Annotated in this window: 33 protein-coding genes and 3 pseudogenes; 3 read left to right on the top strand and 33 right to left on the bottom strand. The window is 49.0% G+C overall.

Annotated elements, in window-relative coordinates; translation table 11 throughout:
* Nucleotides 1–406 precede the first annotated feature (406 nt).
* The 19 genes and pseudogenes from R3F50_04840 to R3F50_04750 all read right to left on the bottom strand — a co-directional run bounded on the left by R3F50_04840 (nt 407) and on the right by R3F50_04750 (nt 13,196).
* Nucleotides 407–919 carry a hypothetical protein gene (locus R3F50_04840; GenBank protein ID MEZ5489630.1) on the bottom strand — a complete coding sequence of 171 codons (513 nt, stop codon included), beginning with the start codon at nt 917–919 and terminating at the stop codon, nt 407–409.
* Nucleotides 920–983: 64 nt separating this feature from the next.
* A complete protein-coding gene (locus tag R3F50_04835) occupies nt 984–1,277 on the bottom strand; it encodes a HigA family addiction module antitoxin (GenBank protein ID MEZ5489629.1) in 294 nt (97 codons plus the stop codon).
* On the bottom strand, nt 1,277–1,555 hold the full coding sequence (locus R3F50_04830) for a type II toxin-antitoxin system RelE/ParE family toxin (protein MEZ5489628.1): 279 nt from the start codon (nt 1,553–1,555) through the stop codon (nt 1,277–1,279). The genes R3F50_04835 and R3F50_04830 overlap by 1 nt, the downstream gene beginning before the upstream one ends.
* A 152-nt stretch (nt 1,556–1,707) precedes the next feature.
* Nucleotides 1,708–1,917, bottom strand: coding sequence for a BrnA antitoxin family protein (locus tag R3F50_04825; protein ID MEZ5489627.1), 210 nt, complete (start codon nt 1,915–1,917; stop codon nt 1,708–1,710).
* Nucleotides 1,910–2,023 (bottom strand): annotated as a pseudogene (locus R3F50_04820) (BrnT family toxin). The gene R3F50_04825 and the pseudogene R3F50_04820 overlap by 8 nt, the downstream one beginning before the upstream one ends.
* Nucleotides 2,024–2,085: 62 nt before the next feature.
* The gene (locus R3F50_04815) at nt 2,086–3,297 is read right to left on the bottom strand and encodes an IS256 family transposase (GenBank protein ID MEZ5489626.1); all 1,212 of its coding nucleotides are present in this window, start codon (nt 3,295–3,297) and stop codon (nt 2,086–2,088) included.
* Nucleotides 3,298–3,342: 45 nt separating this feature from the next.
* A complete protein-coding gene (locus R3F50_04810; GenBank protein MEZ5489625.1) occupies nt 3,343–3,579 on the bottom strand; it encodes a BrnT family toxin in 237 nt (78 codons plus the stop codon).
* Nucleotides 3,580–3,751: 172 nt separating this feature from the next.
* The gene (locus R3F50_04805; GenBank protein ID MEZ5489624.1) at nt 3,752–3,964 is read right to left on the bottom strand and encodes a type II toxin-antitoxin system HicB family antitoxin; all 213 of its coding nucleotides are present in this window, start codon (nt 3,962–3,964) and stop codon (nt 3,752–3,754) included.
* 10 nt (nt 3,965–3,974) lie between these two features.
* On the bottom strand, nt 3,975–4,163 hold the full coding sequence (locus R3F50_04800) for a type II toxin-antitoxin system HicA family toxin (protein MEZ5489623.1): 189 nt from the start codon (nt 4,161–4,163) through the stop codon (nt 3,975–3,977).
* A 286-nt stretch (nt 4,164–4,449) separates the two neighbouring features.
* Nucleotides 4,450–5,127 (bottom strand): annotated as a pseudogene (locus tag R3F50_04795) (transposase).
* 149 nt (nt 5,128–5,276) lie between these two features.
* A complete protein-coding gene (locus R3F50_04790) occupies nt 5,277–5,747 on the bottom strand; it encodes a hypothetical protein (GenBank protein ID MEZ5489622.1) in 471 nt (156 codons plus the stop codon).
* 127 nt (nt 5,748–5,874) lie between these two features.
* A complete protein-coding gene (locus R3F50_04785; GenBank protein MEZ5489621.1) occupies nt 5,875–6,387 on the bottom strand; it encodes a hypothetical protein in 513 nt (170 codons plus the stop codon).
* A 92-nt stretch (nt 6,388–6,479) separates the two neighbouring features.
* Nucleotides 6,480–6,791 carry a HigA family addiction module antitoxin gene (locus R3F50_04780; protein MEZ5489620.1) on the bottom strand — a complete coding sequence of 104 codons (312 nt, stop codon included), beginning with the start codon at nt 6,789–6,791 and terminating at the stop codon, nt 6,480–6,482.
* Between the two features lie 13 nt (nt 6,792–6,804).
* Nucleotides 6,805–7,086, bottom strand: coding sequence for a type II toxin-antitoxin system RelE/ParE family toxin (locus R3F50_04775; protein MEZ5489619.1), 282 nt, complete (start codon nt 7,084–7,086; stop codon nt 6,805–6,807).
* Between the two features lie 636 nt (nt 7,087–7,722).
* Nucleotides 7,723–9,321: an IS1182 family transposase gene (locus R3F50_04770; GenBank protein MEZ5489618.1), complete on the bottom strand. Its 1,599-nt coding sequence runs from the start codon at nt 9,319–9,321 to the stop codon at nt 7,723–7,725.
* Between the two features lie 213 nt (nt 9,322–9,534).
* The gene (locus R3F50_04765) at nt 9,535–9,999 is read right to left on the bottom strand and encodes a hypothetical protein (protein ID MEZ5489617.1); all 465 of its coding nucleotides are present in this window, start codon (nt 9,997–9,999) and stop codon (nt 9,535–9,537) included.
* Between the two features lie 106 nt (nt 10,000–10,105).
* Entirely contained in the window at nt 10,106–10,855 is a 750-nt protein-coding gene (locus R3F50_04760) for a DUF6090 family protein (GenBank protein ID MEZ5489616.1), read from the bottom strand.
* A 175-nt stretch (nt 10,856–11,030) separates the two neighbouring features.
* Nucleotides 11,031–12,629 carry an IS1182 family transposase gene (locus R3F50_04755; GenBank protein ID MEZ5489615.1) on the bottom strand — a complete coding sequence of 533 codons (1,599 nt, stop codon included), beginning with the start codon at nt 12,627–12,629 and terminating at the stop codon, nt 11,031–11,033.
* Nucleotides 12,630–12,764: 135 nt separating this feature from the next.
* Entirely contained in the window at nt 12,765–13,196 is a 432-nt protein-coding gene (locus tag R3F50_04750) for a VOC family protein (GenBank protein ID MEZ5489614.1), read from the bottom strand.
* A gap of 113 nt (nt 13,197–13,309) precedes the next feature.
* Here R3F50_04750 and R3F50_04745 point away from each other — a divergent pair, with 113 nt between their 5' ends.
* Entirely contained in the window at nt 13,310–14,329 is a 1,020-nt protein-coding gene (locus R3F50_04745; GenBank protein MEZ5489613.1) for an IS110 family transposase, read from the top strand.
* 345 nt (nt 14,330–14,674) lie between these two features.
* On the opposite strand, the gene R3F50_04740 is transcribed toward R3F50_04745, so the two are convergent.
* The 14 genes and pseudogenes from R3F50_04740 to R3F50_04675 form a co-directional block, all read right to left on the bottom strand.
* Nucleotides 14,675–14,959: a hypothetical protein gene (locus tag R3F50_04740; protein MEZ5489612.1), complete on the bottom strand. Its 285-nt coding sequence runs from the start codon at nt 14,957–14,959 to the stop codon at nt 14,675–14,677.
* Nucleotides 14,960–15,038: 79 nt separating this feature from the next.
* Nucleotides 15,039–15,371, bottom strand: a complete 333-nt coding sequence (locus R3F50_04735; GenBank protein MEZ5489611.1) for a hypothetical protein — start codon at nt 15,369–15,371, stop codon at nt 15,039–15,041.
* Between the two features lie 145 nt (nt 15,372–15,516).
* Nucleotides 15,517–15,936 carry a GFA family protein gene (locus R3F50_04730; protein ID MEZ5489610.1) on the bottom strand — a complete coding sequence of 140 codons (420 nt, stop codon included), beginning with the start codon at nt 15,934–15,936 and terminating at the stop codon, nt 15,517–15,519.
* An 89-nt stretch (nt 15,937–16,025) separates the two neighbouring features.
* The gene (locus R3F50_04725; GenBank protein MEZ5489609.1) at nt 16,026–16,319 is read right to left on the bottom strand and encodes a HigA family addiction module antitoxin; all 294 of its coding nucleotides are present in this window, start codon (nt 16,317–16,319) and stop codon (nt 16,026–16,028) included.
* Entirely contained in the window at nt 16,319–16,597 is a 279-nt protein-coding gene (locus R3F50_04720) for a type II toxin-antitoxin system RelE/ParE family toxin (GenBank protein MEZ5489608.1), read from the bottom strand. Before R3F50_04720 ends, R3F50_04725 begins: the two co-directional genes overlap by 1 nt.
* 94 nt (nt 16,598–16,691) lie before the next feature.
* Nucleotides 16,692–17,204: a hypothetical protein gene (locus R3F50_04715; GenBank protein ID MEZ5489607.1), complete on the bottom strand. Its 513-nt coding sequence runs from the start codon at nt 17,202–17,204 to the stop codon at nt 16,692–16,694.
* A gap of 562 nt (nt 17,205–17,766) precedes the next feature.
* A complete protein-coding gene (locus tag R3F50_04710) occupies nt 17,767–19,365 on the bottom strand; it encodes an IS1182 family transposase (GenBank protein MEZ5489606.1) in 1,599 nt (532 codons plus the stop codon).
* Nucleotides 19,366–20,211: 846 nt separating this feature from the next.
* Nucleotides 20,212–21,810: an IS1182 family transposase gene (locus tag R3F50_04705; GenBank protein ID MEZ5489605.1), complete on the bottom strand. Its 1,599-nt coding sequence runs from the start codon at nt 21,808–21,810 to the stop codon at nt 20,212–20,214.
* 459 nt (nt 21,811–22,269) lie between these two features.
* Nucleotides 22,270–22,602, bottom strand: coding sequence for a hypothetical protein (locus R3F50_04700; GenBank protein MEZ5489604.1), 333 nt, complete (start codon nt 22,600–22,602; stop codon nt 22,270–22,272).
* A gap of 145 nt (nt 22,603–22,747) precedes the next feature.
* The gene (locus R3F50_04695; protein MEZ5489603.1) at nt 22,748–23,167 is read right to left on the bottom strand and encodes a GFA family protein; all 420 of its coding nucleotides are present in this window, start codon (nt 23,165–23,167) and stop codon (nt 22,748–22,750) included.
* Between the two features lie 89 nt (nt 23,168–23,256).
* Nucleotides 23,257–23,550, bottom strand: coding sequence for a HigA family addiction module antitoxin (locus R3F50_04690; GenBank protein MEZ5489602.1), 294 nt, complete (start codon nt 23,548–23,550; stop codon nt 23,257–23,259).
* Nucleotides 23,550–23,828, bottom strand: coding sequence for a type II toxin-antitoxin system RelE/ParE family toxin (locus R3F50_04685; protein MEZ5489601.1), 279 nt, complete (start codon nt 23,826–23,828; stop codon nt 23,550–23,552). Before R3F50_04685 ends, R3F50_04690 begins: the two co-directional genes overlap by 1 nt.
* A gap of 94 nt (nt 23,829–23,922) precedes the next feature.
* On the bottom strand, nt 23,923–24,435 hold the full coding sequence (locus R3F50_04680; GenBank protein MEZ5489600.1) for a hypothetical protein: 513 nt from the start codon (nt 24,433–24,435) through the stop codon (nt 23,923–23,925).
* Between the two features lie 656 nt (nt 24,436–25,091).
* Nucleotides 25,092–25,769: pseudogene (locus tag R3F50_04675) on the bottom strand (transposase).
* A 283-nt stretch (nt 25,770–26,052) separates the two neighbouring features.
* On the opposite strand from R3F50_04675, the gene R3F50_04670 reads away from it, so the two are divergent.
* On the top strand, nt 26,053–26,331 hold the full coding sequence (locus R3F50_04670; protein ID MEZ5489599.1) for an IS66 family insertion sequence element accessory protein TnpB: 279 nt from the start codon (nt 26,053–26,055) through the stop codon (nt 26,329–26,331).
* The gene (tnpB, locus tag R3F50_04665) at nt 26,331–26,678 is read left to right on the top strand and encodes an IS66 family insertion sequence element accessory protein TnpB (protein ID MEZ5489598.1); all 348 of its coding nucleotides are present in this window, start codon (nt 26,331–26,333) and stop codon (nt 26,676–26,678) included. Before R3F50_04670 ends, tnpB begins: the two co-directional genes overlap by 1 nt.

The following is a 26,678-nucleotide window of genomic DNA, read 5'->3' as shown; positions in this document are numbered from 1 at the left end:
ACTATGGCTTTCTGCACGGTAATGCCAGGCCATTGCTCAAGCTGGTGCACTGGGTGCTGCGGGTTGGTATCGCCCCGCAGGCCCAAAGCCACAAAGCGGTATTTGTCTGTCCCCGCTGCCGGGGAACGATGTCGGTTTGTGGAATTCGCCGTCCGTCAGGCTAGCCGGTCCTGACCAACAAGGGCCCGCCATTCACTGACATGGAGGACTAGCCATTCAGTTTAAAAGAAGTCCGCGGCCGTCCGCAGAGGCGAGGATGGTGCTCGCCCTCAAGAAAATCGACTGGTACACAACTGTTTTCTGACGCTATTCTGAAATCGACTTATTTCCTATAAAGAGAATCAACCCCGGGCTTGGTGAACAATTGGATATGTCGCGGCTGGGCCGCGCGACATATCCTTATTCGTTATGTGCTGCTTCCATCTGCGTAGCCCAACATTACCGCCGCACGGTGTTTTCGCGAACCTTCGCCGAACTGATTGGCAGTTTCCAGCGCCGCAATCAGCCTAGGGCTAGAAACTTTTGGAAGCAGACGACAGTACCTCCGAAATTCGCGAGTACCTCTGCTATTTACAGCATCAATTAGAACTGCGCGTAGGCGCTCTTTCCGCTTTTCCAACAATGCCGAGCGTTTTAGCTTACGGAGCATTTCTTCTTTGATATAGCCCGAACGGAGGAACATTGGGTCCAGCTCCAGAAAAGTGACTGAGAACTCGACTAGCTCATCATTCAGCTCGAATGCTTCGTAAATCCGTTCGATCAACGGATCGATCGCGGAAACGTGAGAATGGAAAGCTGCACATGCTTCCTTCCAGGCCCCAAGATCTTTGCTTCTAGCTTCATATGTGACATGGATCTGTTTATGAAGCCGATCAATCTCCCTCGCTTCAGATTGAATTATGTTACGAAAATCCCTCATCGCCCTTTCTGCACATAACGCCCGTATTCACGCGCCAGCGTAGCTGGTGGCGTGCCATTGATTGTTATGCATCTGAGAGCTCAACCTTCTGCACCCTGTCCAGTTTCAGGCTTTTGCCTAGATGCCACAGATCATAGGTATCCTGCATGGAAAGCCAGCTTTCCGGGCTGCGCCCTAAAGCTTTGGAAAGACGAAGAGCCATCTCTGGGCTCACGCCACTTTGCAGTTTGAGTATTCTGTTCAAGGTAGATGGAGAAACATCCAGCTTCTCAGCCAGAAATCTGCAACTTATGCCGAATGGTTCCATGTAAGTCGCATAAATAAATTCACCGGGATGCGGCGGGTTGTACATAGCCATTAGTGGTAATCCTCGTAATCAAGCAGATACACTTGACCATCACGAAACTCAAAGGTTAACCGCCAGTTGCCACTAACCGATATAGCCCAGATGCCCTTTCGGTCACCTTTGAGTGGATGTAATTTGTATCCAGGAATGTCGAGATCTGAGACTTCCATTGCGCTATCCATAGCGGCAAACTGCATTCGCAGTCGGCTGGCATGTTTGCTCTGAATGCCACGGGTACTACCTGTCTCGTAGTACAGCCTCAATCCCTTGTGCTTGAAAGTCTTAATCATGGATTACAGTGTAGCGCGTTGCGCAACACTGTCAAGCTGCATAACACCGGTAATAATAGAAGCAGGGTGTGCGGATGGCATTGTGAAAAAATGGCCGAAGGCCATTCACAATGGCAGCCGTGCAGACTGCTTTTTGATTTGATTGTTATCTGTCATTTCCACTGAAGTTTCAAGTCACGTTGTTCTTGGGCACAATCCCTCAGATACAAATTAATTAGGCTCTGATACGGAATCCCCTTTGCTTCAGCTAGTTCTTTGAAATACCCAATAGTATCCTCATCAAGTCGAATCGTAATTTGCTTTTTAAGTTTTTTCGAATAAGGATTTCTTACCGAATCTGAAAAATCATAACTTTTACGCATTTCTAAATCCCTCATAAACCTTTCTTTCCTGCTTCTGAGCTTTGTGAGCAGAAATGATGCGAATGGTGTCTCCAGAACGAACACAATGGCAAACAACTAAGAGCCGAGGGCTGAGGTAGTGTCAAAAATGTTTCGCACTTTTTCTTCAGGGGCAGTCCCGGTTTTTGGTTAGGCTGCTGAGTGTATTGCTTCCTGATCCATCTCCCTCAGCAACTCCATGTTCATGTACTTGCGGGTTCCCCAAGACGTGGCAGAAACATGCCGAAGCCTAGCAGCCACCAGCATCAATGCAGAGTGACCATCCGGGAAAGCACCGACTACCTTGGTCCTGCGCCTAGCTTCCTTGAGCAGCCGTTCCATCGGATTGTTGGTCTTCAGCTTCAGCCAATGCTGCGGTGGATAAGCATAGTAGGTCAGAGTTTCATGAATTGAGTTCTCTACCAGCTCTGCTGCCACTTTGAGCTTCATCGCTTTTAATTTCTCAACGACATCCCTGGCCTTATTCTCAGCGGCCTCACGACTCTCCTGGGCGTGAATGGCCTTCAGCATGGCCGCTACCTCTCTGACCCTGCCACTAGGCACATGGGAGAATACATTGCGATAAAAATGAACAGCACAGCGTTGCCAGTCCGCGTCCGGATAGACCTCTGCAAGTGACTCGATCAGGCCCAGACAGGCATCTGAGATAAACAGCCTGACGCCTTTCAATCCGCGTTTCTTCAGCTCCTTGAGGAAGCCCAGCCAACCGGACTTGTCTTCCTTATGCCCCTCAGAGACGCCCAGAATGCGCCTGAAGCCGTCACTGTCTACACCAATGGCCGCCAGCACCGAGACATTCTTCACCTCGCCGCCCCAGCTGCGCTTGAGCACGATCCCGTCCAGATATACGTAGGCGAAATCCCCCTCAAGGGGCTGGCTACGCCAGCGTTCAATATGCTTATAGACCTTCTTGTTGAGATTGGAGACCGTGCCTGACGAAACCCGGGTGCCCCACAGCGCCTCAGTAATATCTTCCACGCGACGAACTGAAACCCCAGCCAGGTACATCTGCACAATGGCTTCCTCGATGGATATATCCCGGCGTCGATAGCGTTCAATTATTGCTGTCTCAAAGGTCTGCTTCCGCAATTTCGGCACCTTGATCTCGACTTCTCCGGCTTTCGTGTGGAGTTTCCGTTTGTAGCTACCGGCCCTGGAATCAATGCGGTCCGGGGAGTGCTCGTAACGCTGGGCATTGCAGAGATCATCAGCCTCAGCGTCAAGCATGGCATTCAATGTCTCTTCAACGGTTCCCCTAACCATCTCATCCAGATGGCCGCGGATCTCGCTCTCGTCGATACGTATCACCTTGCTCAAAGGTTTTGTGTTATCGTTTTTCATGGGTGGCTTCCTTATGGTCTGTACTGTGGTTTGGCGATTACAGTTTTAACAGACCGGGGCCACCCCCTTCAAAAAAATGTGCGAAAAATATTTTACGTTATCAGGGCTGATACTAGTTCCCAGGAGAATGAATCTGTCCTCATTAGCGGAATGGTCAGGGTCAGGAATGAGGCGTGCAAATTCATCGGTGAAAGCTGTTTGAGCCTCTGCGAAAGAAACGCCGTGCTTTGAGACGTTTGACGCCTCTTTTTTCGGATCCCACTCGAATGCTAGATGAGCCATGGGATATAGTGTAACTACATTGTATGTATAGTCAAGGCCGGCACCATGCTAGATGGTACAGATAACGCCTGTAATAATAGGAGCAGTTTTCGGAACGGAAGCTTGTGACAAAATGGCCGTGGGCCATTCACAAGCTGGAGTGTAGCAAACTGCTTCCTTTTTGATTTGATTGTTATGCTGCAACGTCTATGAATTCAACGCTGGAGGAGGCAGCAGGTACTTGCTCACCGTTGGCTCTGAGGCTTTCGATATGAAACTCAATTGCTTCTCGAATTAGTTGAATCACTTCTTCTCTGGATTCCCCAGCGGCAATACACCCTGGTAGATCGGGTACATGAGCACCATAACTTTGAGCACCTTGTTCAATCACTACCGCATATTTCATCTTTGAGTCCTCAACTTTTCAATCCTGACTGTTTCAAAATAGCATTCAGTGTTCCCGGAGGTACATCAATACTTGGCTTTCCGGCAACGGTAACTGTCCCGGCCTTAGATGGATGTCTAAATTGTCGATGGCTTCCCTTAGTTCGGTCAAGACACCAACCATCATCTTCAAGCAATTTAACTAAGTCCTTTACTTTCACGTTGTCTCTATCCTGAGGTCAACTCTGAATTTTGAATTTGCTGCATAACGAGGCTGTAGAAAAACCGACTGACAAGTCAGGCCTTCCCAAGCTGGTATTATTGTCTTTCTACCTATGACCATTTATCGATTCGTTTGTATTTGACGTTTCCATCTGAATTTACCCAGATCGATCAGATATTCGCTCATCCTCTCACGGTGATGCCGCCAGCTTCCCGTAATTCATCAACTTCTCAATATTGTGAACCATGCAATACAAGCGCCATTGCCCCTGCGCCTTGCGTGCGCCGGCGACCTTGTCCCATCCTTGGGGCCGCCTGCTTTAGGAAGCGGTCGATGCGGTCGCAGGCCTTATCGAGCGTTTCCAGGGTCTGTTTCGAACGCTCAACCCGGGCCTGGTTGTCCGGGTCCTGCTTGTCCAGGCGCCGGTGCTCGGTCAACTGATGGCGGATGCGACGCCGGATCTTGTCACGCTTCTCCTCAAGTTCCTTGAATGTGCCGGACCACTCCTTAGCGGCATTGGAGGGCATCTTGCAGCCGTCGATGGCAAACAGTTCATTGCCCAGCAGCCCCTGTTGGTGGCAGACCAGCAGAATCTGTTCGAACAGGGCTTCGATCTCATCGGTATGGGTACTGACAAAATGCGCGATGGTGGTGAAGTGGGGCACGCTGTCGCAGGACAGAGCCTTGAACAGGATGTTGGTCTCGCAGCACCACTGTATCTCGCGGCTGGAAGTAATGCCCTTGGAGTAGGCGAAGAGGATGATCTTCAGCAGAATCGCCGGGTCGTAGGCCGGGCGGCCATTGTCATCATTGCGGTAGTTGGGATGAAAAACGGACAGGTCCAGCTTGTTATCGATCAGGTGGTGGATGGTGTGCTCGAAAGTACCGGGCTGGAGCTGGTCTTCGTAGTTGATGACAACCATAGAAGACTGGTTGTAATCGTAATGTTTGAAGTTAGGCAACAGAAAAGCCTCTTTGTCTGTGAGGGCTACATTATATATCAGAACGAACGGTATAGGGGCTTTTCTACAGCCTCAACGCCCTGAATAATGGGCAGGGCGCCAGCCCTGTCCTTGATTGATTTGATTGTTATGTTTCGCCTGCACCTTGTTTAATCACAATTTGATTGTTCAAGAATGCTATCCATTTCTTCACGATATTTGGGTTCCAGCTGCGATCGGGTGCTGGAGTACGAACGCAAAACTAATGGTCTACAGCCACGAAACCGATTTCTCCAAGTTCCTCGGTAAGCCTCAAGCTCAGGCTCATCAAATAGTCCAACCCGATATTGATAGTAAATATTCTGCCAAGCCTTAAATTCACTCTCATAGGCCAATAATAGCCATCCCCGTTCTTCAAGGGTTAACTCTTCCCCTCTGTTCACTTTTGAGAACAAGGCAATCGCAAACGGGTCTTGGTACATTCTTGTATTTTCAACAGAAATACGTGACATTTCGCTCCGAGTTTCAGCTTTTGCAATAACGTTGTTCTGTCTAAGCTCAATTACTAGAAATATGACTCCTGCTAAAACACCCAAGTTAGCGATTAGCGTCAGCCACCTATTTATCGAATCTAGTTTCACTTTCACAGATTACCTTTTTGATTACAGGATGCACTGAATATTGAAAGAAACATAACGCCCGTATTAATAGGAAATGGCATCGCCATTTTCCTTTTTGAATTGATTGTTATGTTTCGTTTTCTCGGTACTAATTCACACCTATCTCTTCTGGAATTCTATCAAGAATAAAATTCAACATTGGAGGTGCGTCTTCATACGGCGCAATATCTTCTGCAACTCCGCTTGTTTCAAACCGGGGCCAATTCTCTCTAAATAAGCGCCCTCCGGGCGTATTCAAAAGAGATGCATACTGCCTAACTGCATACCGGAAATCTTCTTCTGCTATTTGATCGTCCAACCACAATTCCCGCAAATTCCTTGCATTGTTCTGAAACATTAATAGGAACATCGAGAACTGAACTACCTCTGCATCGGTTAGGGTATTCGGATTGTACAAACCCTTCGCAAGTGCTCCTGCTGCTCCGCCATTTGACAGCAATATTTCATTGATACTCTGGTAGCCACCCGTTGACGCATTCAGTAGTTGGAGATTAATAGAATCTCTTGCGAAACGAATTTCCAATGCCAAAAAGATAATTCCGATTACTACTCCAATATTTGCAGCCACGGAAAGCCACTCGTTCAGTTTATCAAACTTCATGTCGTTCCTATCTATCAGAGGCCACGGGTCCCAACTAGAAACATAACGCCCGTATTCACGCGCCAGCTTTGCTGGTCGCGTGGAATTGATGGTTATGCAGCATTTAGCGGTCGAATTCGGGCAACTTCAGATTTGAGCGCATGGTTGGCTTCCCACAAATCTAAAGCGCGCTGAGCATTGAGCCAGAACTCAGCAGAGTTACCAAATAGACGGCCAAGACGTATAGCCATCTCCGGGCTTACCGCACGGCGCTCACGCAATAGTTCATTGATTGACTGCCGCGATACACCCAACGCTTCAGCCAGGCCCGAGACACTTAGCTCGTAATCTGGCATAAAATCCTCCCGCAGCATTTCCCCCGGATGAGTGGGCTTTCGTTTCATTCCTGTATTGTTAATCGTCATTTAACACACCTCACTAATGGTAATCGCAGACTTCAACATCGAAAGCATCACCATCTTCAAATCGGAAACAGATTCTCCACTGGTCATTAATCGCTATAGCATGCTGCCTTTCACGATCATCGGTCAGTCTATGCAGTTTATTACCCTGCGGCACCTTCAGGTCATCAAGGCTTGTGGCAAGATTGACGTATTCCAGTTTGCGCGAAGCACGAGCATGGATGTCTGGTGGAAATTTCCTCGACTTTCCTGATTCGTATAGAGACTTGGTGTGCTTGTCTGCGAAAGTCTTAATCATGCCAGCAAATGTAATGCGTCACGTGACAGAAGTCAAATGCTGGCTTTTACTTGGGATGCTGCATAACGCTCGGCTCAAGCGCGCGGTAACGCGTCGCTTTGGAGCTGCTTGTTAATGTGCCAACGCCAAAAAGCATATGCAGTAAGCAAGAGTAATATCGCGCTGTACAAAATAGCGATTAGGGCAAATGAGGAAAAGTTCATCAACAGTGTGACTGACGCAATTCCAGAAGCCAAAGAGAGATAAACATATCTCTCACCTATTCGGTTCAATTGCCTGGTGAAAGTAAGTCGGATAAGCCCCAAGAATCCAATAAGGCCAAGATAACAACAAATTGCTATCAGGAGGATACTGCTATCACGTTGTTCAAATGCGATGAGGTTGAGCGTTGAAAGAACTAAACCCTGAGCTAGCAAGACTGTGGTTGGTATCGAAATCAAGACCAAAATGATTCTAGAAATAATGAGCATATCCGCTACTCAAGCACATTAACGAGGCTGTAGAAAAACCGACTGACAAGTCAGGCCTTCCCAAGCTGGTATTATTGTCTCTCTACCTATGACCATTTATCGATTCGTTTGTATTTGACGTTTCCATCTGAATTTACCCAGATCGATCAGATATTCGCTCATCCTCTCACGGTGATGCCGCCAGCTTCCCGTAATTCATCAACTTCTCAATATTGTGAACCATGCAATACAAGCGCCATTGCCCCTGCGCCTTGCGTTTGCCTCGCAGACTGATCCGATTCAAACCCTTGTTGGTTCCGATATTACCAAACACCGGCTCCACCACCGACATCCGGTGCCCATAAATTTCCTTACCTTGCTCACTATCAACCCTGGCCTTCATCCAGTCGGTATACGGGGTGCTGGACTCCCGCTTGCCGGCTTGCTTTAGGACAAAGGACACCTGCCTGCCATGCCCCTTTCGGTGGTCAGCGGATTCCGGGTTGTGCATACAAGCCTTCTTCCTCGGACAGTGTCGGCATTGTAATAAGCGTCCCTCGAAGTAAGCCACTTTGTCACCCTGGGCATTGGTGCGGGTTCCGTTATAGCTGAGCGTCTCTCCCTGGGGGCAGATGCAGACCAGCGCCTTGGCATCAAAGGTAAACTCACTGCCGGGGATAACGGCCTTCTTCTTGTCTCCGCCCCAGGGCTTGCCGGTTACTGCCGGCTTCTTGCCGTACTTGTTTTTGTGATCCGCAAAGCGGGGATCGCGGCTGCGGAACTGGTTGTCCGGGATATAGGCATTGAGGCCGTTATCCTTCAGGTATTTCATGTTGGCTTCATTGGCAAAGCCAGTATCAGCAGTGATTACCGTGCCGGTCTTGCTGAGGTTCCTGTTGATCTTGAGTTTCTTGAGGCGTCCCCGGACTGCCTCGATAACCGGTTGTAGGGTATGGTGTTCCTGGCCTTCCCCAAAAGCCTGGGCGTCCACAATGACCTGATGCTTGCCGTCGACCGTTGCAACCCCGTTATACCCCTGGATCGTGCCCTTGCTGGTGGTCATCTTGGCACTTTCATTGTCGGTGATATTACTCTTCACTTCCTTGCGCCGGCGACCTTGTCCCATCCTTGGGGCCGCCTGCTTTAGGAAGCGGTCGATGCGGTCGCAGGCCTTATCGAGCGTTTCCAGGGTCTGTTTCGAACGCTCAACCCGGGCCTGGTTGTCCGGATCCTGCTTGTCCAGGCGCCGGTGCTCGGTTAACTGATGGCGGATGCGACGCCGGATCTTGTCACGCTTCTCCTCAAGTTCCTTGAATGTGCCGGACCACTCCTTGGCGGCATTGGAGGGCATCTTGCAGCCGTCGATGGCAAACAGTTCATTGCCCAGCAGCCCCTGTTGGTGGCAGACCAGCAGAATCTGTTCGAACAGGGCTTCGATCTCATCGGTATGGGTACTGACAAAATGCGCGATGGTGGTGAAGTGGGGCACGCTGTCGCAGGACAGAGCCTTGAACAGGATGTTGGTCTCGCAGCACCACTGTATCTCGCGGCTGGAAGTAATGCCCTTGGAGTAGGCGAAGAGGATGATCTTCAGCAGAATCGCCGGGTCGTAGGCCGGGCGGCCATTGTCATCATTGCGGTAGTTGGGATGAAAAACGGACAGGTCCAGCTTGTTATCGATCAGGTGGTGGATGGTGTGCTCGAAAGTACCGGGCTGGAGCTGGTCTTCGTAGTTGATGACAACCATAGAAGACTGGTTGTAATCGTAATGTTTGAAGTTAGGCAACAGAAAAGCCTCTTTGTCTGTGAGGGCTACATTATATATCAGAACGAACGGTATAGGGGTTTTTCTACAGCCTCAACGCCCTGCTTAAGGGGCGGGTTCGCCGCGCTTGGTTTGCGGATAAGATGGCGAAGCCATCCGCAAACCAAGTGTGGTGAGGCCGTCCCATTGAACTGTTTGTTATGTGCCGGTCTGGTCATAATATTTAAACAGATTTTAGTCTGTGCAGTACGAATTTATCAGATTAACAAAGTCCATCCGGAATGCCCTCGATGCTCCATTTTCCCAATTGGGGAAAGCGGCATTAAATAATGGCGAATTACAATAGCTGCTGATTGCTTGTAGATTAGCATCCCAGATCTGCTCATCAAGTACCCCAATTTCCATCTGGTAGTGCAAATTTTCGAAATAGCGAAGCATTGTTGCTTCCCGCAGATTGACGCGCCTTATCTCTTCGGCGGTTAGTTCTTGACCTGTTGATAATTTCTGCGCGATATCTCTAATCCCCAAGTCATAGCTTAACCTTCTGTTATTCATATCCATCTGCGAGCGTGTTGAGCTGGCTTCTGCTTGCATCGCAGTTTGCGTTTGGGAAAGCTCAAGAGCAACTGTGAAAATGCCCGCGAGTACACCGACGTTTGCTATCAGGGTTAACCATCTATTTAGACTATCCAAATTCATCGCTAATTAATAAGTCTGATTGAAAGATTGATAGATGTCGGACACATCGAGGCACATAACGCTTTTAATAATAGGCGTGGTACGCGCGTCCTTTTTGATTTCATTGTTATGTTTCGCTCTCTAATTCTTGATCCAGCAACTCGATGGTATTCAACATTTCAATCTTTATCTCATCAATGTATCGGTTGGTGCTAAGCAATCTATTTTTTGCTGATATATATGCTCCAAGAAAGTTTGGGTTTGTTGCTAGATCGTCAGTATTTATCGGCCGTCTATAGTCATCAATCTTCCCGTCAATGATTACTAATTCGTAATCGCCTAGCAACACTTCCGCCTCTGCCTCAAATATCTCTAACGAAGATTCGATAATACTTTGGAAAAATTGCGTATATCTCGGGTAAATAAAATCGTATAAATGTACCAATCCTTGCCTTAGATCGGGATTAGTGATTTTGTCCAGCCCTGAAGACTTCAATGCATCAAATGGGCTGGCATTGAACTGAACTTGGAAATACCACCCTAATCTAGCAAATTGCTGATTCACACGTGTATCATCAAGTTCGCCAGTCAAAATATAGTTTTCAAAGAATTCAATACTATCTGACACATATCCGTTTCTCATGGCTATATGCTCATTAAAGTAGATATAGTCAGCGGCAAGTGCATCTTTAATCTCAGCTAACTGTCTAAGTTCTAGTTCACGAGCTTGGTTTGCTTCATTCCAGTTATTGATTTGTAAGGCAATTAGAATTCCAATAATAACTAGTAGAATCTCTCCTAGAGCATAGCCCAAGTACATTCGAAACATGTGAGTTTCAAATAGCGCTTTTCGAATTGTCCTAAAAAAACTAAACATTCATTTTCTTCCGGCTACTCAAGGAACATAACGAGGCTGTAGAAAAACCGACTGACAAGTCAGGCCTTCCCAAGCTGGTATTATTGTCTCTCTACCTATGACCATTTATCGATTCGTTTGTATTTGACGTTTCCATCTGAATTTACCCAGATCGATCAGATATTCGCTCATCCTCTCACGGTGATGCCGCCAGCTTCCCGTAATTCATCAACTTCTCAATATTGTGAACCATGCAATACAAGCGCCATTGCCCCTGCGCCTTGCGTTTGCCTCGCAGACTGATCCGATTCAAACCCTTGTTGGTTCCGATATTACCAAACACCGGCTCCACCACCGACATCCGGTGCCCATAAATTTCCTTACCTTGCTCACTATCAACCCTGGCCTTCATCCAGTCGGTATACGGGGTGCTGGACTCCCGCTTGCCGGCTTGCTTTAGGACAAAGGACACCTGCCTGCCATGCCCCTTTCGGTGGTCAGCGGATTCCGGGTTGTGCATACAAGCCTTCTTCCTCGGACAGTGTCGGCATTGTAATAAGCGTCCCTCGAAGTAAGCCACTTTGTCACCCTGGGCATTGGTGCGGGTTCCGTTATAGCTGAGCGTCTCTCCCTGGGGGCAGATGCAGACCAGCGCCTTGGCATCAAAGGTAAACTCACTGCCGGGGATAACGGCCTTCTTCTTGTCTCCGCCCCAGGGCTTGCCGGTTACTGCCGGCTTCTTGCCGTACTTGTTTTTGTGATCCGCAAAGCGGGGATCGCGGCTGCGGAACTGGTTGTCCGGGATATAGGCATTGAGGCCGTTATCCTTCAGGTATTTCATGTTGGCTTCATTGGCAAAGCCAGTATCAGCAGTGATTACCGTGCCGGTCTTGCTGAGGTTCCTGTTGATCTTGAGTTTCTTGAGGCGTCCCCGGACTGCCTCGATAACCGGTTGTAGGGTATGGTGTTCCTGGCCTTCCCCAAAAGCCTGGGCGTCCACAATGACCTGATGCTTGCCGTCGACCGTTGCAACCCCGTTATACCCCTGGATCGTGCCCTTGCTGGTGGTCATCTTGGCACTTTCATTGTCGGTGATATTACTCTTCACTTCCTTGCGCCGGCGACCTTGTCCCATCCTTGGGGCCGCCTGCTTTAGGAAGCGGTCGATGCGGTCGCAGGCCTTATCGAGCGTTTCCAGGGTCTGTTTCGAACGCTCAACCCGGGCCTGGTTGTCCGGATCCTGCTTGTCCAGGCGCCGGTGCTCGGTTAACTGATGGCGGATGCGACGCCGGATCTTGTCACGCTTCTCCTCAAGTTCCTTGAATGTGCCGGACCACTCCTTGGCGGCATTGGAGGGCATCTTGCAGCCGTCGATGGCAAACAGTTCATTGCCCAGCAGCCCCTGTTGGTGGCAGACCAGCAGAATCTGTTCGAACAGGGCTTCGATCTCATCGGTATGGGTACTGACAAAATGCGCGATGGTGGTGAAGTGGGGCACGCTGTCGCAGGACAGAGCCTTGAACAGGATGTTGGTCTCGCAGCACCACTGTATCTCGCGGCTGGAAGTAATGCCCTTGGAGTAGGCGAAGAGGATGATCTTCAGCAGAATCGCCGGGTCGTAGGCCGGGCGGCCATTGTCATCATTGCGGTAGTTGGGATGAAAAACGGACAGGTCCAGCTTGTTATCGATCAGGTGGTGGATGGTGTGCTCGAAAGTACCGGGCTGGAGCTGGTCTTCGTAGTTGATGACAACCATAGAAGACTGGTTGTAATCGTAATGTTTGAAGTTAGGCAACAGAAAAGCCTCTTTGTCTGTGAGGGCTACATTATATATCAGAACGAGCGGTATAGGGGTTTTTCTACAGCCTCAACGCCTTGGATAATGGGCTCGGCTACGCCGAGTCCTTGATTGATTTGATTGTTATGTAGCCTATTCGATGACCAGGCTACCATCGTTATTAAACTCCCAGCTATCAGCATATGCTACTTCCCAATAGTAGCCATCTGGGTCAGAGAAGTAACCGCTGTACCCTCCCCAAAAGACATCTTGAGCAGGCTTCTCGATCCTGCCGCCAGCGTTTTCGGCTAGTTTCAGAACAGCATCTACTTCCTCTCTAGACTTAGTATTGTGAGCAATCGTTATCCCGGAAAAGCCACTGCGCTTGGCTGATAGTGACGGGGATACGTCCTCGGCCAGCTTAGTTAGAGGATACAAGGCTAAACAAACTCCACTAGTTTGGAAAAAGACTATTCCTTGCTCAGGATCGCGTGAAGTCGGAAATCCTAATCCCTGGTTGTAGAAGCGATGCGACCTCTCTAGATCCTCAACTCCCAAAGTGATTATGCTGATTCTAGACTCCATCGCTGATCTCTATTGGCTACATAACGAATGAAATGGACTCCCCCTATCTAACGGCATCGCAATGTGCCAAAGTGAATGTGTTACCAATACACTTAACAGTAAGGGGAGCCCAAATGAATATTACAACCATCGGTATAGACTTGGCCAAAAATTCTTTCAGTGTCGTCGGCATGAACGAGCAGGGTAAGGTTGTTCTACGCAAGTCGTTATCGCGAAACAAGCTATTGCCTTTCATCGTTCAGTGCCCACCCTGTTTCATTGGCATGGAGGCCTGCTCAGGCGCACATTACTGGGGCCGCGAGTTCATTAAGCTCGGGCACCGAGTAGGCCTTATTGCGGCCAAGTTTGTTGAACCATACCGCAAGGGCAGTAAGAATGACAATAACGATGCCGAGGCCATTTGTGAAGCAGTATTACGGCCCAATATCTGGTTTGTCCCAATCAAGACGCCGGATCAACAGGCGGTGTTGTGTATACATCGAGTACGCCAGGGCTTGGTACGTGACAGAACTAGCATGATCAACCAACTTCGAGGCCTGCTGAGTGAGTTTGGCATTGTGATGCCCAAAGGCCGTTATCCGGCTCAGCAGGCGATAGTGGGCATATTGGAAGATGCTGAGAATAGCTTGCCGATGACTGCGAGGCGGGTTATTGCCAATCTATGGCAGCGTATCAAACAGGCCAGTGATCAGATTCAAGACTATGATCGAGAACTTGCATTGCTGGTGAAAGAACACCCAATTGCCAGGCTAATAATGACAATCCCTGGCATAGGAGAACAGACGGCTAGCGGCGTAGTGGCCAGCGTACCCAACCCAAAGATGTTCAAGAATAGTCGGCAGTTTGCAGCGTGGTTAGGACTGGTTCCCAGGCAATACACGACAGGGGGTAAGATCAAACTGGGCCGTATTACGAAGAAAGGGGACCAATATTTGCGCACTTGTCTGGTACACGGTGCTAGAGCAGTGGTGGCCAATTTGAGAGATAAACAAGACAGGGTCAGCTGCTGGCTGAGGGACCTGATTGCTCGCCGAGGCTACTTGCGGGCAGTGGTCGCGTTGGCGGCCAGAAATGCGAGGTTAATATGGACCTTGATGATGAAGCAGGAAAGCTATCGAACGATGCCTGTGTGAACGACGAGTAAATTTAACGCACTGTATTGAACACAATTTAACTAATAAGAATTTACAAGAGATACCCACCGAGTCCTGCGAAGGCGGTAGATGACAAACAGGTCAGACCGATGAAATCAGAGCCTGGTAACAAGGGTGATCAGAAAGATCGTCTAACGAATGAGGCCGATTTCACTAGCGAATATTCATCTGGGCCCGAGTTGACAGAACAACTCATCCGAAGGCCGAATGTAGAGCTGCAGTCTATACCTTAAGGTCTAATACCATCAGCGCTTGACACTTGGGGGAGTCCATGTAGCCGTTGTTAATGGGCGCGGCTTGCCGCGTCCTTAATTGAATTGATGGTTATGTTTCGGACGTAACTTCAACATCCGCAACAGTAGTACCGTCGACTTTAACTGTATACCTCATAACCTTAGGATTTTTCCTATAGCTTACATTGAGCGTTTCTCCGCTCGGCAATGCAATCTGTTCCCCATCGATTGTGAGATTTCCGTTGCTATATTGCACATGTTCATCTGCAATAGTTTCATTCATCGAAATGAAGTGATTCTCGAACTGCCTGGGTCCGCCGAGGGAACATCCGGTGAGTCCGATGATCAATGTCAGTATCGCAACCGTAAATCTCATACTTAGTAACCTTTAGCTGCGCGTGTTGCTCATGCCCGAAAGTATTGAGAAACATAACGCCCTTAATAATAGGAGCGCGTTAGCGCTTCCTTTTTGATTTGTTTGTTATGTTCCGCCAACTCCGCGCTTCGGCAAAAGCCCTTTCAATAAACTCCATCTGCGGGCAAGGCCCTGGCGGTACAGCGCTAATTAAGTAGCGAGAGTTGTCACCCCATGGCTCTTCAATCTCAAATTCTTGTCCCTGATACTGAAATTGACAGAAAACATCATGCTGTGGCGGACGCGCAAATAGTTTCGGCTTTAAAGTTACAGTAACTTCGGGAATGCGTTCAACTATTCTCAGTACACCTTTACGGGTTACGAGCAGATTACCGATCTCGAAACCGTGTATCTCTCCTTCGTCGTTGATCATTGGGTATGTCTTCATATCTCAAAGGAACATAACGCCTTGCTAACCTGAGCCATGCCGGGAGCGTAGTGTAGCCCATAAAATGCACGCAGTGCATGGGCGAAACGAAGCGGAGGTATGGCTTCAGGTTGAGCAATTTGTTAGGCATTTAAGCACCCAGGTTTGGGGGTAAAATTTCAAACTTAGGCACTCCTTCAGGAAACACCGCCCAATTTGGAGCTGAAGCTGTATAAATTGCCATTGCTGGTACAAACTCATTTGAATTATTTAAAGTGGATACGGCAACTGAATAAAAATTACCTACTGTAACTTCTGCGCATATTGTTACTCCGCATTTTTCACAGAATAGATAATTCATGTCTTTTCCTGAGCTACCCTTACGAGTAAAGATAACAGGACTACCACTAACAATTTTAAAATTATCTTTTGGAATCCATACCCCAAACCATTTATCCGAGCCAGTAAGAATTTGGCATTCTTTGCAATAGCAAAACAGCGAATTTATTGGTTCACCGTCAATAGAGTATTTTAAATTTCCACACCCGCAACTACCATTTTTTACGGACATTTTTTGCCTCCTTGATAAATTCGATTGATGCCTAACGCCTGTAATAATAGAGCGGGCCGCGTAGCGGCCCGTCCTTTTTGATTTAATTGTTATGCAGCGTCAAGATTGACTCTCTGCACTTTTCCTAGTTTCACGCTTCTTTTCACTTGCCAAAGGTCATGAGCATCCTGCATTGCAAGCCAGCTTTCCGGGCTTCGCCCAAGCGCTTTTGAGAGCCTCAGCGCCATTTCTGGGCCAACCCCACTTTGCTGCTTTAACACTCGATTCAGTGTTGAAGGAGCTACATCAAGCTGCTCTGACAAGTACCGGCAGCTTAGGCCGAATGGTTCCATATATGTGGTCTGAATGAACTCGCAAGGATGTGGGGGGTTATGCATACCCATTAGTGATAATCCTCATAGTCGACAATGTACACATTGCCATCGAAGAATTGGAAAGTGACTCTCCAATTGCCGCTAACAGTAATTGACCAAAACCCCTTTCGGCTGCCTTTTAATGGATGTAGGCGGTAGCCAGGGATGTTCATATCATCAATAGATTTCGCTGAGTCTAGCGCAGCTAGTTGCATTCTAAGCTTTTTGCTGTGCTGGGCCTGGATGCCTCTAGTCTTGCCGGACTCGTAAAATTCGCGCAATCCTTTGTGCTTGAAGGACTTGATCATCCACTTAGTGTAGCGTGTTGCGCAACGGTGTCAAGCTGCATAACGCCCGTAACAATAGGTGCGGCGCAAGCCGCATCCTATTTTGGTTTGATTGTTATGTTGCGAGTGCTTCAAGCTCACCCAGCAACCTTCTAAGTTTCGATTTACCTTCTGGTGAGAGAGGGACTACCAGCTCTCTCGTTATCTCCCGATCAATAAAATTTGGATTGTTCACAATTTCTACGTACTTTTTGCGGATAGATTCAAGTTCTACTGAATAGTGAATTGGCACACTCGAAATCTCATCAAATTTTCCTAAATCTATTGAGTCATCCAAAGTGCGCTCAATAACGCTTTTCAAATCTGACTTCGTAGGCTTGTAACTTCGTTTCGTGTTCCAATCGAAGTACCAAAACATCGCTACAAGCGAGAGAAACACAATTCCTAGTATTTGTAGCCAACTCATAATCTGACCAGCAACATAACGCCCTTGTTCTGGCGCCAAGGTAAATTGGCGCGTTGGTTGCGCAAGCAAGCGACGTGACACTTGTCCTTGGTCGTTCAGGAACAGTTTGTTATGCGCTAGCCAGTGTGGCCTTCGAAAGTATTTTATCGCCACGTCGTTCATACTCGATAAAACCAAGACTATCATATAGCTGTCTAGCGGCCTCATTAGAGTCTCTATAGACAATCCTCACTTCGTGAGCTGCATGTTTTGCACACAGTCTTGATAACAGGAGATTCATCGCGCGTCGGCCAAAACCTTGGCCTTGAAAACGCCTATCTATCAGTAGCCTGAATATCTTCCACGACCCCGATTCCTCATCGGTTCCATAAAGTGCGAACCCACATACAGTGCCACTTACACAAACTGCTAGGCAAACGGCATCAGGGTATGCCTTTGCCATTTCGATAGACGAATCTATCGAGGGGAGAAAGCCCTTTTGGTCTTCGCGAACCTCTAGTGCCAGAACCTCTCCCAAATTCTCCGACGACAACTCTTCAAGGTGCATGGACGGCTTCACAAATCTCAAATTGGCGCATAACGAGGCTGTAGAAAAACCGACTGACAAGTCAGGCCTTCCCAAGCTGGTATTATTGTCTCTCTACCTATGACCATTTATCGATTCGTTTGTATTTGACGTTTCCATCTGAATTTACCCAGATCGATCAGATATTCGCTCATCCTCTCACGGTGATGCCGCCAGCTTCCCGTAATTCATCAACTTCTCAATATTGTGAACCATGCAATACAAGCGCCATTGCCCCTGCGCCTTGCGTTTGCCTCGCAGACTGATCCGATTCAAACCCTTGTTGGTTCCGATATTACCAAACACCGGCTCCACCACCGACATCCGGTGCCCATAAATTTCCTTACCTTGCTCACTATCAACCCTGGCCTTCATCCAGTCGGTATACGGGGTGCTGGACTCCCGCTTGCCGGCTTGCTTTAGGACAAAGGACACCTGCCTGCCATGCCCCTTTCGGTGGTCAGCGGATTCCGGGTTGTGCATACAAGCCTTCTTCCTCGGACAGTGTCGGCATTGTAATAAGCGTCCCTCGAAGTAAGCCACTTTGTCACCCTGGGCATTGGTGCGGGTTCCGTTATAGCTGAGCGTCTCTCCCTGGGGGCAGATGCAGACCAGCGCCTTGGCATCAAAGGTAAACTCACTGCCGGGGATAACGGCCTTCTTCTTGTCTCCGCCCCAGGGCTTGCCGGTTACTGCCGGCTTCTTGCCGTACTTGTTTTTGTGATCCGCAAAGCGGGGATCGCGGCTGCGGAACTGGTTGTCCGGGATATAGGCATTGAGGCCGTTATCCTTCAGGTATTTCATGTTGGCTTCATTGGCAAAGCCAGTATCAGCAGTGATTACCGTGCCGGTCTTGCTGAGGTTCCTGTTGATCTTGAGTTTCTTGAGGCGTCCCCGGACTGCCTCGATAACCGGTTGTAGGGTATGGTGTTCCTGGCCTTCCCCAAAAGCCTGGGCGTCCACAATGACCTGATGCTTGCCGTCGACCGTTGCAACCCCGTTATACCCCTGGATCGTGCCCTTGCTGGTGGTCATCTTGGCACTTTCATTGTCGGTGATATTACTCTTCACTTCCTTGCGCCGGCGACCTTGTCCCATCCTTGGGGCCGCCTGCTTTAGGAAGCGGTCGATGCGGTCGCAGGCCTTATCGAGCGTTTCCAGGGTCTGTTTCGAACGCTCAACCCGGGCCTGGTTGTCCGGATCCTGCTTGTCCAGGCGCCGGTGCTCGGTTAACTGATGGCGGATGCGACGCCGGATCTTGTCACGCTTCTCCTCAAGTTCCTTGAATGTGCCGGACCACTCCTTGGCGGCATTGGAGGGCATCTTGCAGCCGTCGATGGCAAACAGTTCATTGCCCAGCAGCCCCTGTTGGTGGCAGACCAGCAGAATCTGTTCGAACAGGGCTTCGATCTCATCGGTATGGGTACTGACAAAATGCGCGATGGTGGTGAAGTGGGGCACGCTGTCGCAGGACAGAGCCTTGAACAGGATGTTGGTCTCGCAGCACCACTGTATCTCGCGGCTGGAAGTAATGCCCTTGGAGTAGGCGAAGAGGATGATCTTCAGCAGAATCGCCGGGTCGTAGGCCGGGCGGCCATTGTCATCATTGCGGTAGTTGGGATGAAAAACGGACAGGTCCAGCTTGTTATCGATCAGGTGGTGGATGGTGTGCTCGAAAGTACCGGGCTGGAGCTGGTCTTCGTAGTTGATGACAACCATAGAAGACTGGTTGTAATCGTAATGTTTGAAGTTAGGCAACAGAAAAGCCTCTTTGTCTGTGAGGGCTACATTATATATCAGAACGAACGGTATAGGGGTTTTTCTACAGCCTCAACGCCCTTAGTAATGGGCGCAGTCTGTGGAGTGCGGTTTGCGATAAAATGGCGGAGCCATTCGCAAACCGTGCGGAGCAGGCTGCGTCCTTTATTGACTTGATTGTTATGTGCCTTCATCTCAAATTGGTTATAAATTCATTAAGATCTTGTTGATATATATGGTATCCATTCGCGTCTCTAAAATGCCCCTGGACAGTACTCCCAGTTATAAGAACTGATGACTCTCCGCAAACTAGAAGAGGTTGGAGTGCTTCCTCGCTTTCGAGGATGAATAAGTGCTCGCTGCCGATAGGGTAGTCTTCAAGTGTTATGTAGCGAAGGCAAGACATTCCTGTATCCCCGTAAAACTCGAACGAAGTATGAGGAAAGTTCCCTTTAATTGTTTCAGAAACCGTTACGGTCATTGTTTTGAAGTAATCAGAACGATTAGGTAGTGTATCTCCATGCCCGCGTACCGTACCTCTGACCACTATTGGGTGAAGTTTTGAATATTCCTCAAATACTCCCATGTACATACAAGTACAAGCGATACTGGCGCTGATAGAGAGTGCCGCGAAAATTGCGATGGTACCCTTAATGTGTAGTGAAAGTATCTTCATACTCGATAGTTACTCTATGCACATAACGAGGCTGTAGAAAAACCGACTGACAAGTCAGGCCTTCCCAAGCTGGTATTATTGTCTCTCTACCTATGACCATTTATCGATTCGTTTGTATTTGACGTTTCCATCTGAATTTACCCAGATCGATCAGATATTCGCTCATCCTCTCACGGTGATGCCGCCAGCTTCCCGTAATTCATCAACTTCTCAATATTGTGAACCATGCAATACAAGCGCCATTGCCCCTGCGCCTTGCGTTTGCCTCGCAGACTGATCCGATTCAAACCCTTGTTGGTTCCGATATTACCAAACACCGGCTCCACCACCGACATCCGGTGCCCATAAATTTCCTTACCTTGCTCACTATCAACCCTGGCCTTCATCCAGTCGGTATACGGGGTGCTGGACTCCCGCTTGCCGGCTTGCTTTAGGACAAAGGACACCTGCCTGCCATGCCCCTTTCGGTGGTCAGCGGATTCCGGGTTGTGCATACAAGCCTTCTTCCTCGGACAGTGTCGGCATTGTAATAAGCGTCCCTCGAAGTAAGCCACTTTGTCACCCTGGGCATTGGTGCGGGTTCCGTTATAGCTGAGCGTCTCTCCCTGGGGGCAGATGCAGACCAGCGCCTTGGCATCAAAGGTAAACTCACTGCCGGGGATAACGGCCTTCTTCTTGTCTCCGCCCCAGGGCTTGCCGGTTACTGCCGGCTTCTTGCCGTACTTGTTTTTGTGATCCGCAAAGCGGGGATCGCGGCTGCGGAACTGGTTGTCCGGGATATAGGCATTGAGGCCGTTATCCTTCAGGTATTTCATGTTGGCTTCATTGGCAAAGCCAGTATCAGCAGTGATTACCGTGCCGGTCTTGCTGAGGTTCCTGTTGATCTTGAGTTTCTTGAGGCGTCCCCGGACTGCCTCGATAACCGGTTGTAGGGTATGGTGTTCCTGGCCTTCCCCAAAAGCCTGGGCGTCCACAATGACCTGATGCTTGCCGTCGACCGTTGCAACCCCGTTATACCCCTGGATCGTGCCCTTGCTGGTGGTCATCTTGGCACTTTCATTGTCGGTGATATTACTCTTCACTTCCTTGCGCCGGCGACCTTGTCCCATCCTTGGGGCCGCCTGCTTTAGGAAGCGGTCGATGCGGTCGCAGGCCTTATCGAGCGTTTCCAGGGTCTGTTTCGAACGCTCAACCCGGGCCTGGTTGTCCGGATCCTGCTTGTCCAGGCGCCGGTGCTCGGTTAACTGATGGCGGATGCGACGCCGGATCTTGTCACGCTTCTCCTCAAGTTCCTTGAATGTGCCGGACCACTCCTTGGCGGCATTGGAGGGCATCTTGCAGCCGTCGATGGCAAACAGTTCATTGCCCAGCAGCCCCTGTTGGTGGCAGACCAGCAGAATCTGTTCGAACAGGGCTTCGATCTCATCGGTATGGGTACTGACAAAATGCGCGATGGTGGTGAAGTGGGGCACGCTGTCGCAGGACAGAGCCTTGAACAGGATGTTGGTCTCGCAGCACCACTGTATCTCGCGGCTGGAAGTAATGCCCTTGGAGTAGGCGAAGAGGATGATCTTCAGCAGAATCGCCGGGTCGTAGGCCGGGCGGCCATTGTCATCATTGCGGTAGTTGGGATGAAAAACGGACAGGTCCAGCTTGTTATCGATCAGGTGGTGGATGGTGTGCTCGAAAGTACCGGGCTGGAGCTGGTCTTCGTAGTTGATGACAACCATAGAAGACTGGTTGTAATCGTAATGTTTGAAGTTAGGCAACAGAAAAGCCTCTTTGTCTGTGAGGGCTACATTATATATCAGAACGAACGGTATAGGGGTTTTTCTACAGCCTCAACGCCCAGATTAAGGGGCGCGGCGCGCAGCGCCGTGTCCCATTTTGAAAGTATGGTTACTGTGGCCCATTACGGCTACTCCTGACGTGTTCTTTGCCACTTCGAAAAAAATGATACTCTCCCGGATTCACCGCGGCTAATTACTGACCGCCCCATAACAGTAACTCCAGATTCGACGGGTCGCCAGCCTGGCTTATGGCCCGTATCGAACAGCGCCACTTTTCTGCGATGACTTCCAAGGTGCTGCTGGAGAGCCTTTCGGAGTCGCTGCTCCTGACAACACGTGCTGGCTCTTTAGAATGTCTAGCCAACTACTCGCGTTGAACTTCAGCCGGCTTATCTGTTGATCACAAGCCTCAGTAACGCCCTTAATAATAGGAGCGCGTTAGCGCTTCCTTTTTGATTTGTTTGTTATGTTCCGCCAACTCCGCGCTTCGGCAAAAGCCCTTTCAATAAACTCCATCTGCGGGCAAGGCCCTGGCGGTACAGCGCTAATTAAGTAGCGAGAGTTGTCACCCCATGGCTCTTCAATCTCAAATTCTTGTCCCTGATACTGAAATTGACAGAAAACATCATGCTGTGGCGGACGCGCAAATAGTTTCGGCTTTAAAGTTACAGTAACTTCGGGAATGCGTTCAACTATTCTCAGTACACCTTTACGGGTTACGAGCAGATTACCGATCTCGAAACCGTGTATCTCTCCTTCGTCGTTGATCATTGGGTATGTCTTCATATCTCAAAGGAACATAACGCCTTGCTAACCTGAGCCATGCCGGGAGCGTAGTGTAGCCCATAAAATGCACGCAGTGCATGGGCGAAACGAAGCGGAGGTATGGCTTCAGGTTGAGCAATTTGTTAGGCATTTAAGCACCCAGGTTTGGGGGTAAAATTTCAAACTTAGGCACTCCTTCAGGAAACACCGCCCAATTTGGAGCTGAAGCTGTATAAATTGCCATTGCTGGTACAAACTCATTTGAATTATTTAAAGTGGATACGGCAACTGAATAAAAATTACCTACTGTAACTTCTGCGCATATTGTTACTCCGCATTTTTCACAGAATAGATAATTCATGTCTTTTCCTGAGCTACCCTTACGAGTAAAGATAACAGGACTACCACTAACAATTTTAAAATTATCTTTTGGAATCCATACCCCAAACCATTTATCCGAGCCAGTAAGAATTTGGCATTCTTTGCAATAGCAAAACAGCGAATTTATTGGTTCACCGTCAATAGAGTATTTTAAATTTCCACACCCGCAACTACCATTTTTTACGGACATTTTTTGCCTCCTTGATAAATTCGATTGATGCCTAACGCCTGTAATAATAGAGCGGGCCGCGTAGCGGCCCGTCCTTTTTGATTTAATTGTTATGCAGCGTCAAGATTGACTCTCTGCACTTTTCCTAGTTTCACGCTTCTTTTCACTTGCCAAAGGTCATGAGCATCCTGCATTGCAAGCCAGCTTTCCGGGCTTCGCCCAAGCGCTTTTGAGAGCCTCAGCGCCATTTCTGGGCCAACCCCACTTTGCTGCTTTAACACTCGATTCAGTGTTGAAGGAGCTACATCAAGCTGCTCTGACAAGTACCGGCAGCTTAGGCCGAATGGTTCCATATATGTGGTCTGAATGAACTCGCAAGGATGTGGGGGGTTATGCATACCCATTAGTGATAATCCTCATAGTCGACAATGTACACATTGCCATCGAAGAATTGGAAAGTGACTCTCCAATTGCCGCTAACAGTAATTGACCAAAACCCCTTTCGGCTGCCTTTTAATGGATGTAGGCGGTAGCCAGGGATGTTCATATCATCAATAGATTTCGCTGAGTCTAGCGCAGCTAGTTGCATTCTAAGCTTTTTGCTGTGCTGGGCCTGGATGCCTCTAGTCTTGCCGGACTCGTAAAATTCGCGCAATCCTTTGTGCTTGAAGGACTTGATCATCCACTTAGTGTAGCGTGTTGCGCAACGGTGTCAAGCTGCATAACGCCCGTAACAATAGGTGCGGCGCAAGCCGCATCCTATTTTGGTTTGATTGTTATGTTGCGAGTGCTTCAAGCTCACCCAGCAACCTTCTAAGTTTCGATTTACCTTCTGGTGAGAGAGGGACTACCAGCTCTCTCGTTATCTCCCGATCAATAAAATTTGGATTGTTCACAATTTCTACGTACTTTTTGCGGATAGATTCAAGTTCTACTGAATAGTGAATTGGCACACTCGAAATCTCATCAAATTTTCCTAAATCTATTGAGTCATCCAAAGTGCGCTCAATAACGCTTTTCAAATCTGACTTCGTAGGCTTGTAACTTCGTTTCGTGTTCCAATCGAAGTACCAAAACATCGCTACAAGCGAGAGAAACACAATTCCTAGTATTTGTAGCCAACTCATAATCTGACCAGCAACATAACGCCCTTGTTCTGGCGCCAAGGTAAATTGGCGCGTTGGTTGCGCAAGCAAGCGACGTGACACTTGTCCTTGGTCGTTCAGGAACAGTTTGTTATGCGCTAGCCAGTGTGGCCTTCGAAAGTATTTTATCGCCACGTCGTTCATACTCGATAAAACCAAGACTATCATATAGCTGTCTAGCGGCCTCATTAGAGTCTCTATAGACAATCCTCACTTCGTGAGCTGCATGTTTTGCACACAGTCTTGATAACAGGAGATTCATCGCGCGTCGGCCAAAACCTTGGCCTTGAAAACGCCTATCTATCAGTAGCCTGAATATCTTCCACGACCCCGATTCCTCATCGGTTCCATAAAGTGCGAACCCACATACAGTGCCACTTACACAAACTGCTAGGCAAACGGCATCAGGGTATGCCTTTGCCATTTCGATAGACGAATCTATCGAGGGGAGAAAGCCCTTTTGGTCTTCGCGAACCTCTAGTGCCAGAACCTCTCCCAAATTCTCCGACGACAACTCTTCAAGGTGCATGGACGGCTTCACAAATCTCAAATTGGCGCATAACGAGGCTGTAGAAAAACCGACTGACAAGTCAGGCCTTCCCAAGCTGGTATTATTGTCTCTCTACCTATGACCATTTATCGATTCGTTTGTATTTGACGTTTCCATCTGAATTTACCCAGATCGATCAGATATTCGCTCATCCTCTCACGGTGATGCCGCCAGCTTCCCGTAATTCATCAACTTCTCAATATTGTGAACCATGCAATACAAGCGCCATTGCCCCTGCGCCTTGCGTGCGCCGGCGACCTTGTCCCATCCTTGGGGCCGCCTGCTTTAGGAAGCGGTCGATGCGGTCGCAGGCCTTATCGAGCGTTTCCAGGGTCTGTTTCGAACGCTCAACCCGGGCCTGGTTGTCCGGGTCCTGCTTGTCCAGGCGCCGGTGCTCGGTCAACTGATGGCGGATGCGACGCCGGATCTTGTCACGCTTCTCCTCAAGTTCCTTGAATGTGCCGGACCACTCCTTAGCGGCATTGGAGGGCATCTTGCAGCCGTCGATGGCAAACAGTTCATTGCCCAGCAGCCCCTGTTGGTGGCAGACCAGCAGAATCTGTTCGAACAGGGCTTCGATCTCATCGGTATGGGTACTGACAAAATGCGCGATGGTGGTGAAGTGGGGCACGCTGTCGCAGGACAGAGCCTTGAACAGGATGTTGGTCTCGCAGCACCACTGTATCTCGCGGCTGGAAGTAATGCCCTTGGAGTAGGCGAAGAGGATGATCTTCAGCAGAATCGCCGGGTCGTAGGCCGGGCGGCCATTGTCATCATTGCGGTAGTTGGGATGAAAAACGGACAGGTCCAGCTTGTTATCGATCAGGTGGTGGATGGTGTGCTCGAAAGTACCGGGCTGGAGCTGGTCTTCGTAGTTGATGACAACCATAGAAGACTGGTTGTAATCGTAATGTTTGAAGTTAGGCAACAGAAAAGCCTCTTTGTCTGTGAGGGCTACATTATATATCAGAACGAACGGTATAGGGGTTTTTCTACAGCCTCAACGCCCTTGCTAAGGGGCGGGGCGCGCAGTGCCCCGTCCCGTTTTGAGCAGATTGTTATGTGTGAGTAAGAACATATTTATGCTCGCTTTTTGGCTATCCGTTTTTTAGCGGAACCTTTCTTAGGGTAACCGCTCATTCTAAGGCGCCCTGTCAACCCTCTGCCTCGCGCGATATTCTGACCTCCCCGCTCATACAGGAGGTAACAACATGGCGCACCAATCACGCCGTACACCCGCTCAGTGGCAAGCCATTATTGAACAATGGCAACAAAGTGGCCAGACGGGAACGCATTTTTGCAAAGATAATACCATTGGTTACGCCAGCTTTTGCAAATGGCGCAAGCGCCTGAGCGATGAGCAGGTCCAGATTAGTCCTAACATTACTCCTCAGTTTATCGACCTTGCCGCCCTGCAAGCAGGAACCGGTCACTGGCATATTGTGCTCAGTCTTGGCAACGGCGTGGAACTCAAACTGAGCCAAGGTTAATGTTTGTTGCAGGAAGCCATAGCAGGATCTGGCTTTGCACTGAACCCACTGATATGCGCAAGTCGTTCAACGGACTGGGTGCGCTTGCCAAAAACCAAATGGGCCATGATCCGCTCAGTGGCCATTATTTCGTGTTTATCAATAGACGCAAAACCCAGATGAAAGTGCTGTACTTTGAGTCCTCTGGATTTTGCCTTTGGAGTAAACGCCTGGAGCAGGGCCGGTTCCAGGTGCGCAGTTCCTCGACTGGCCAGCGCCATTTAACCTGGGCAGATTTGCAGCTTATTCTTGACGGTGTTGAAGTACAAAAATATCGTCGATTCAAGCGCTACGAACATGCTGCGTGA

Source organism: Gammaproteobacteria bacterium (assembly GCA_041395725.1).
Classification (GTDB): domain Bacteria; phylum Pseudomonadota; class Gammaproteobacteria; order Pseudomonadales; family Pseudohongiellaceae; genus NORP240.
Note: the sequence above shows the minus strand (reverse complement) of the source record. Positions and strands in the feature narration are given on the sequence as shown.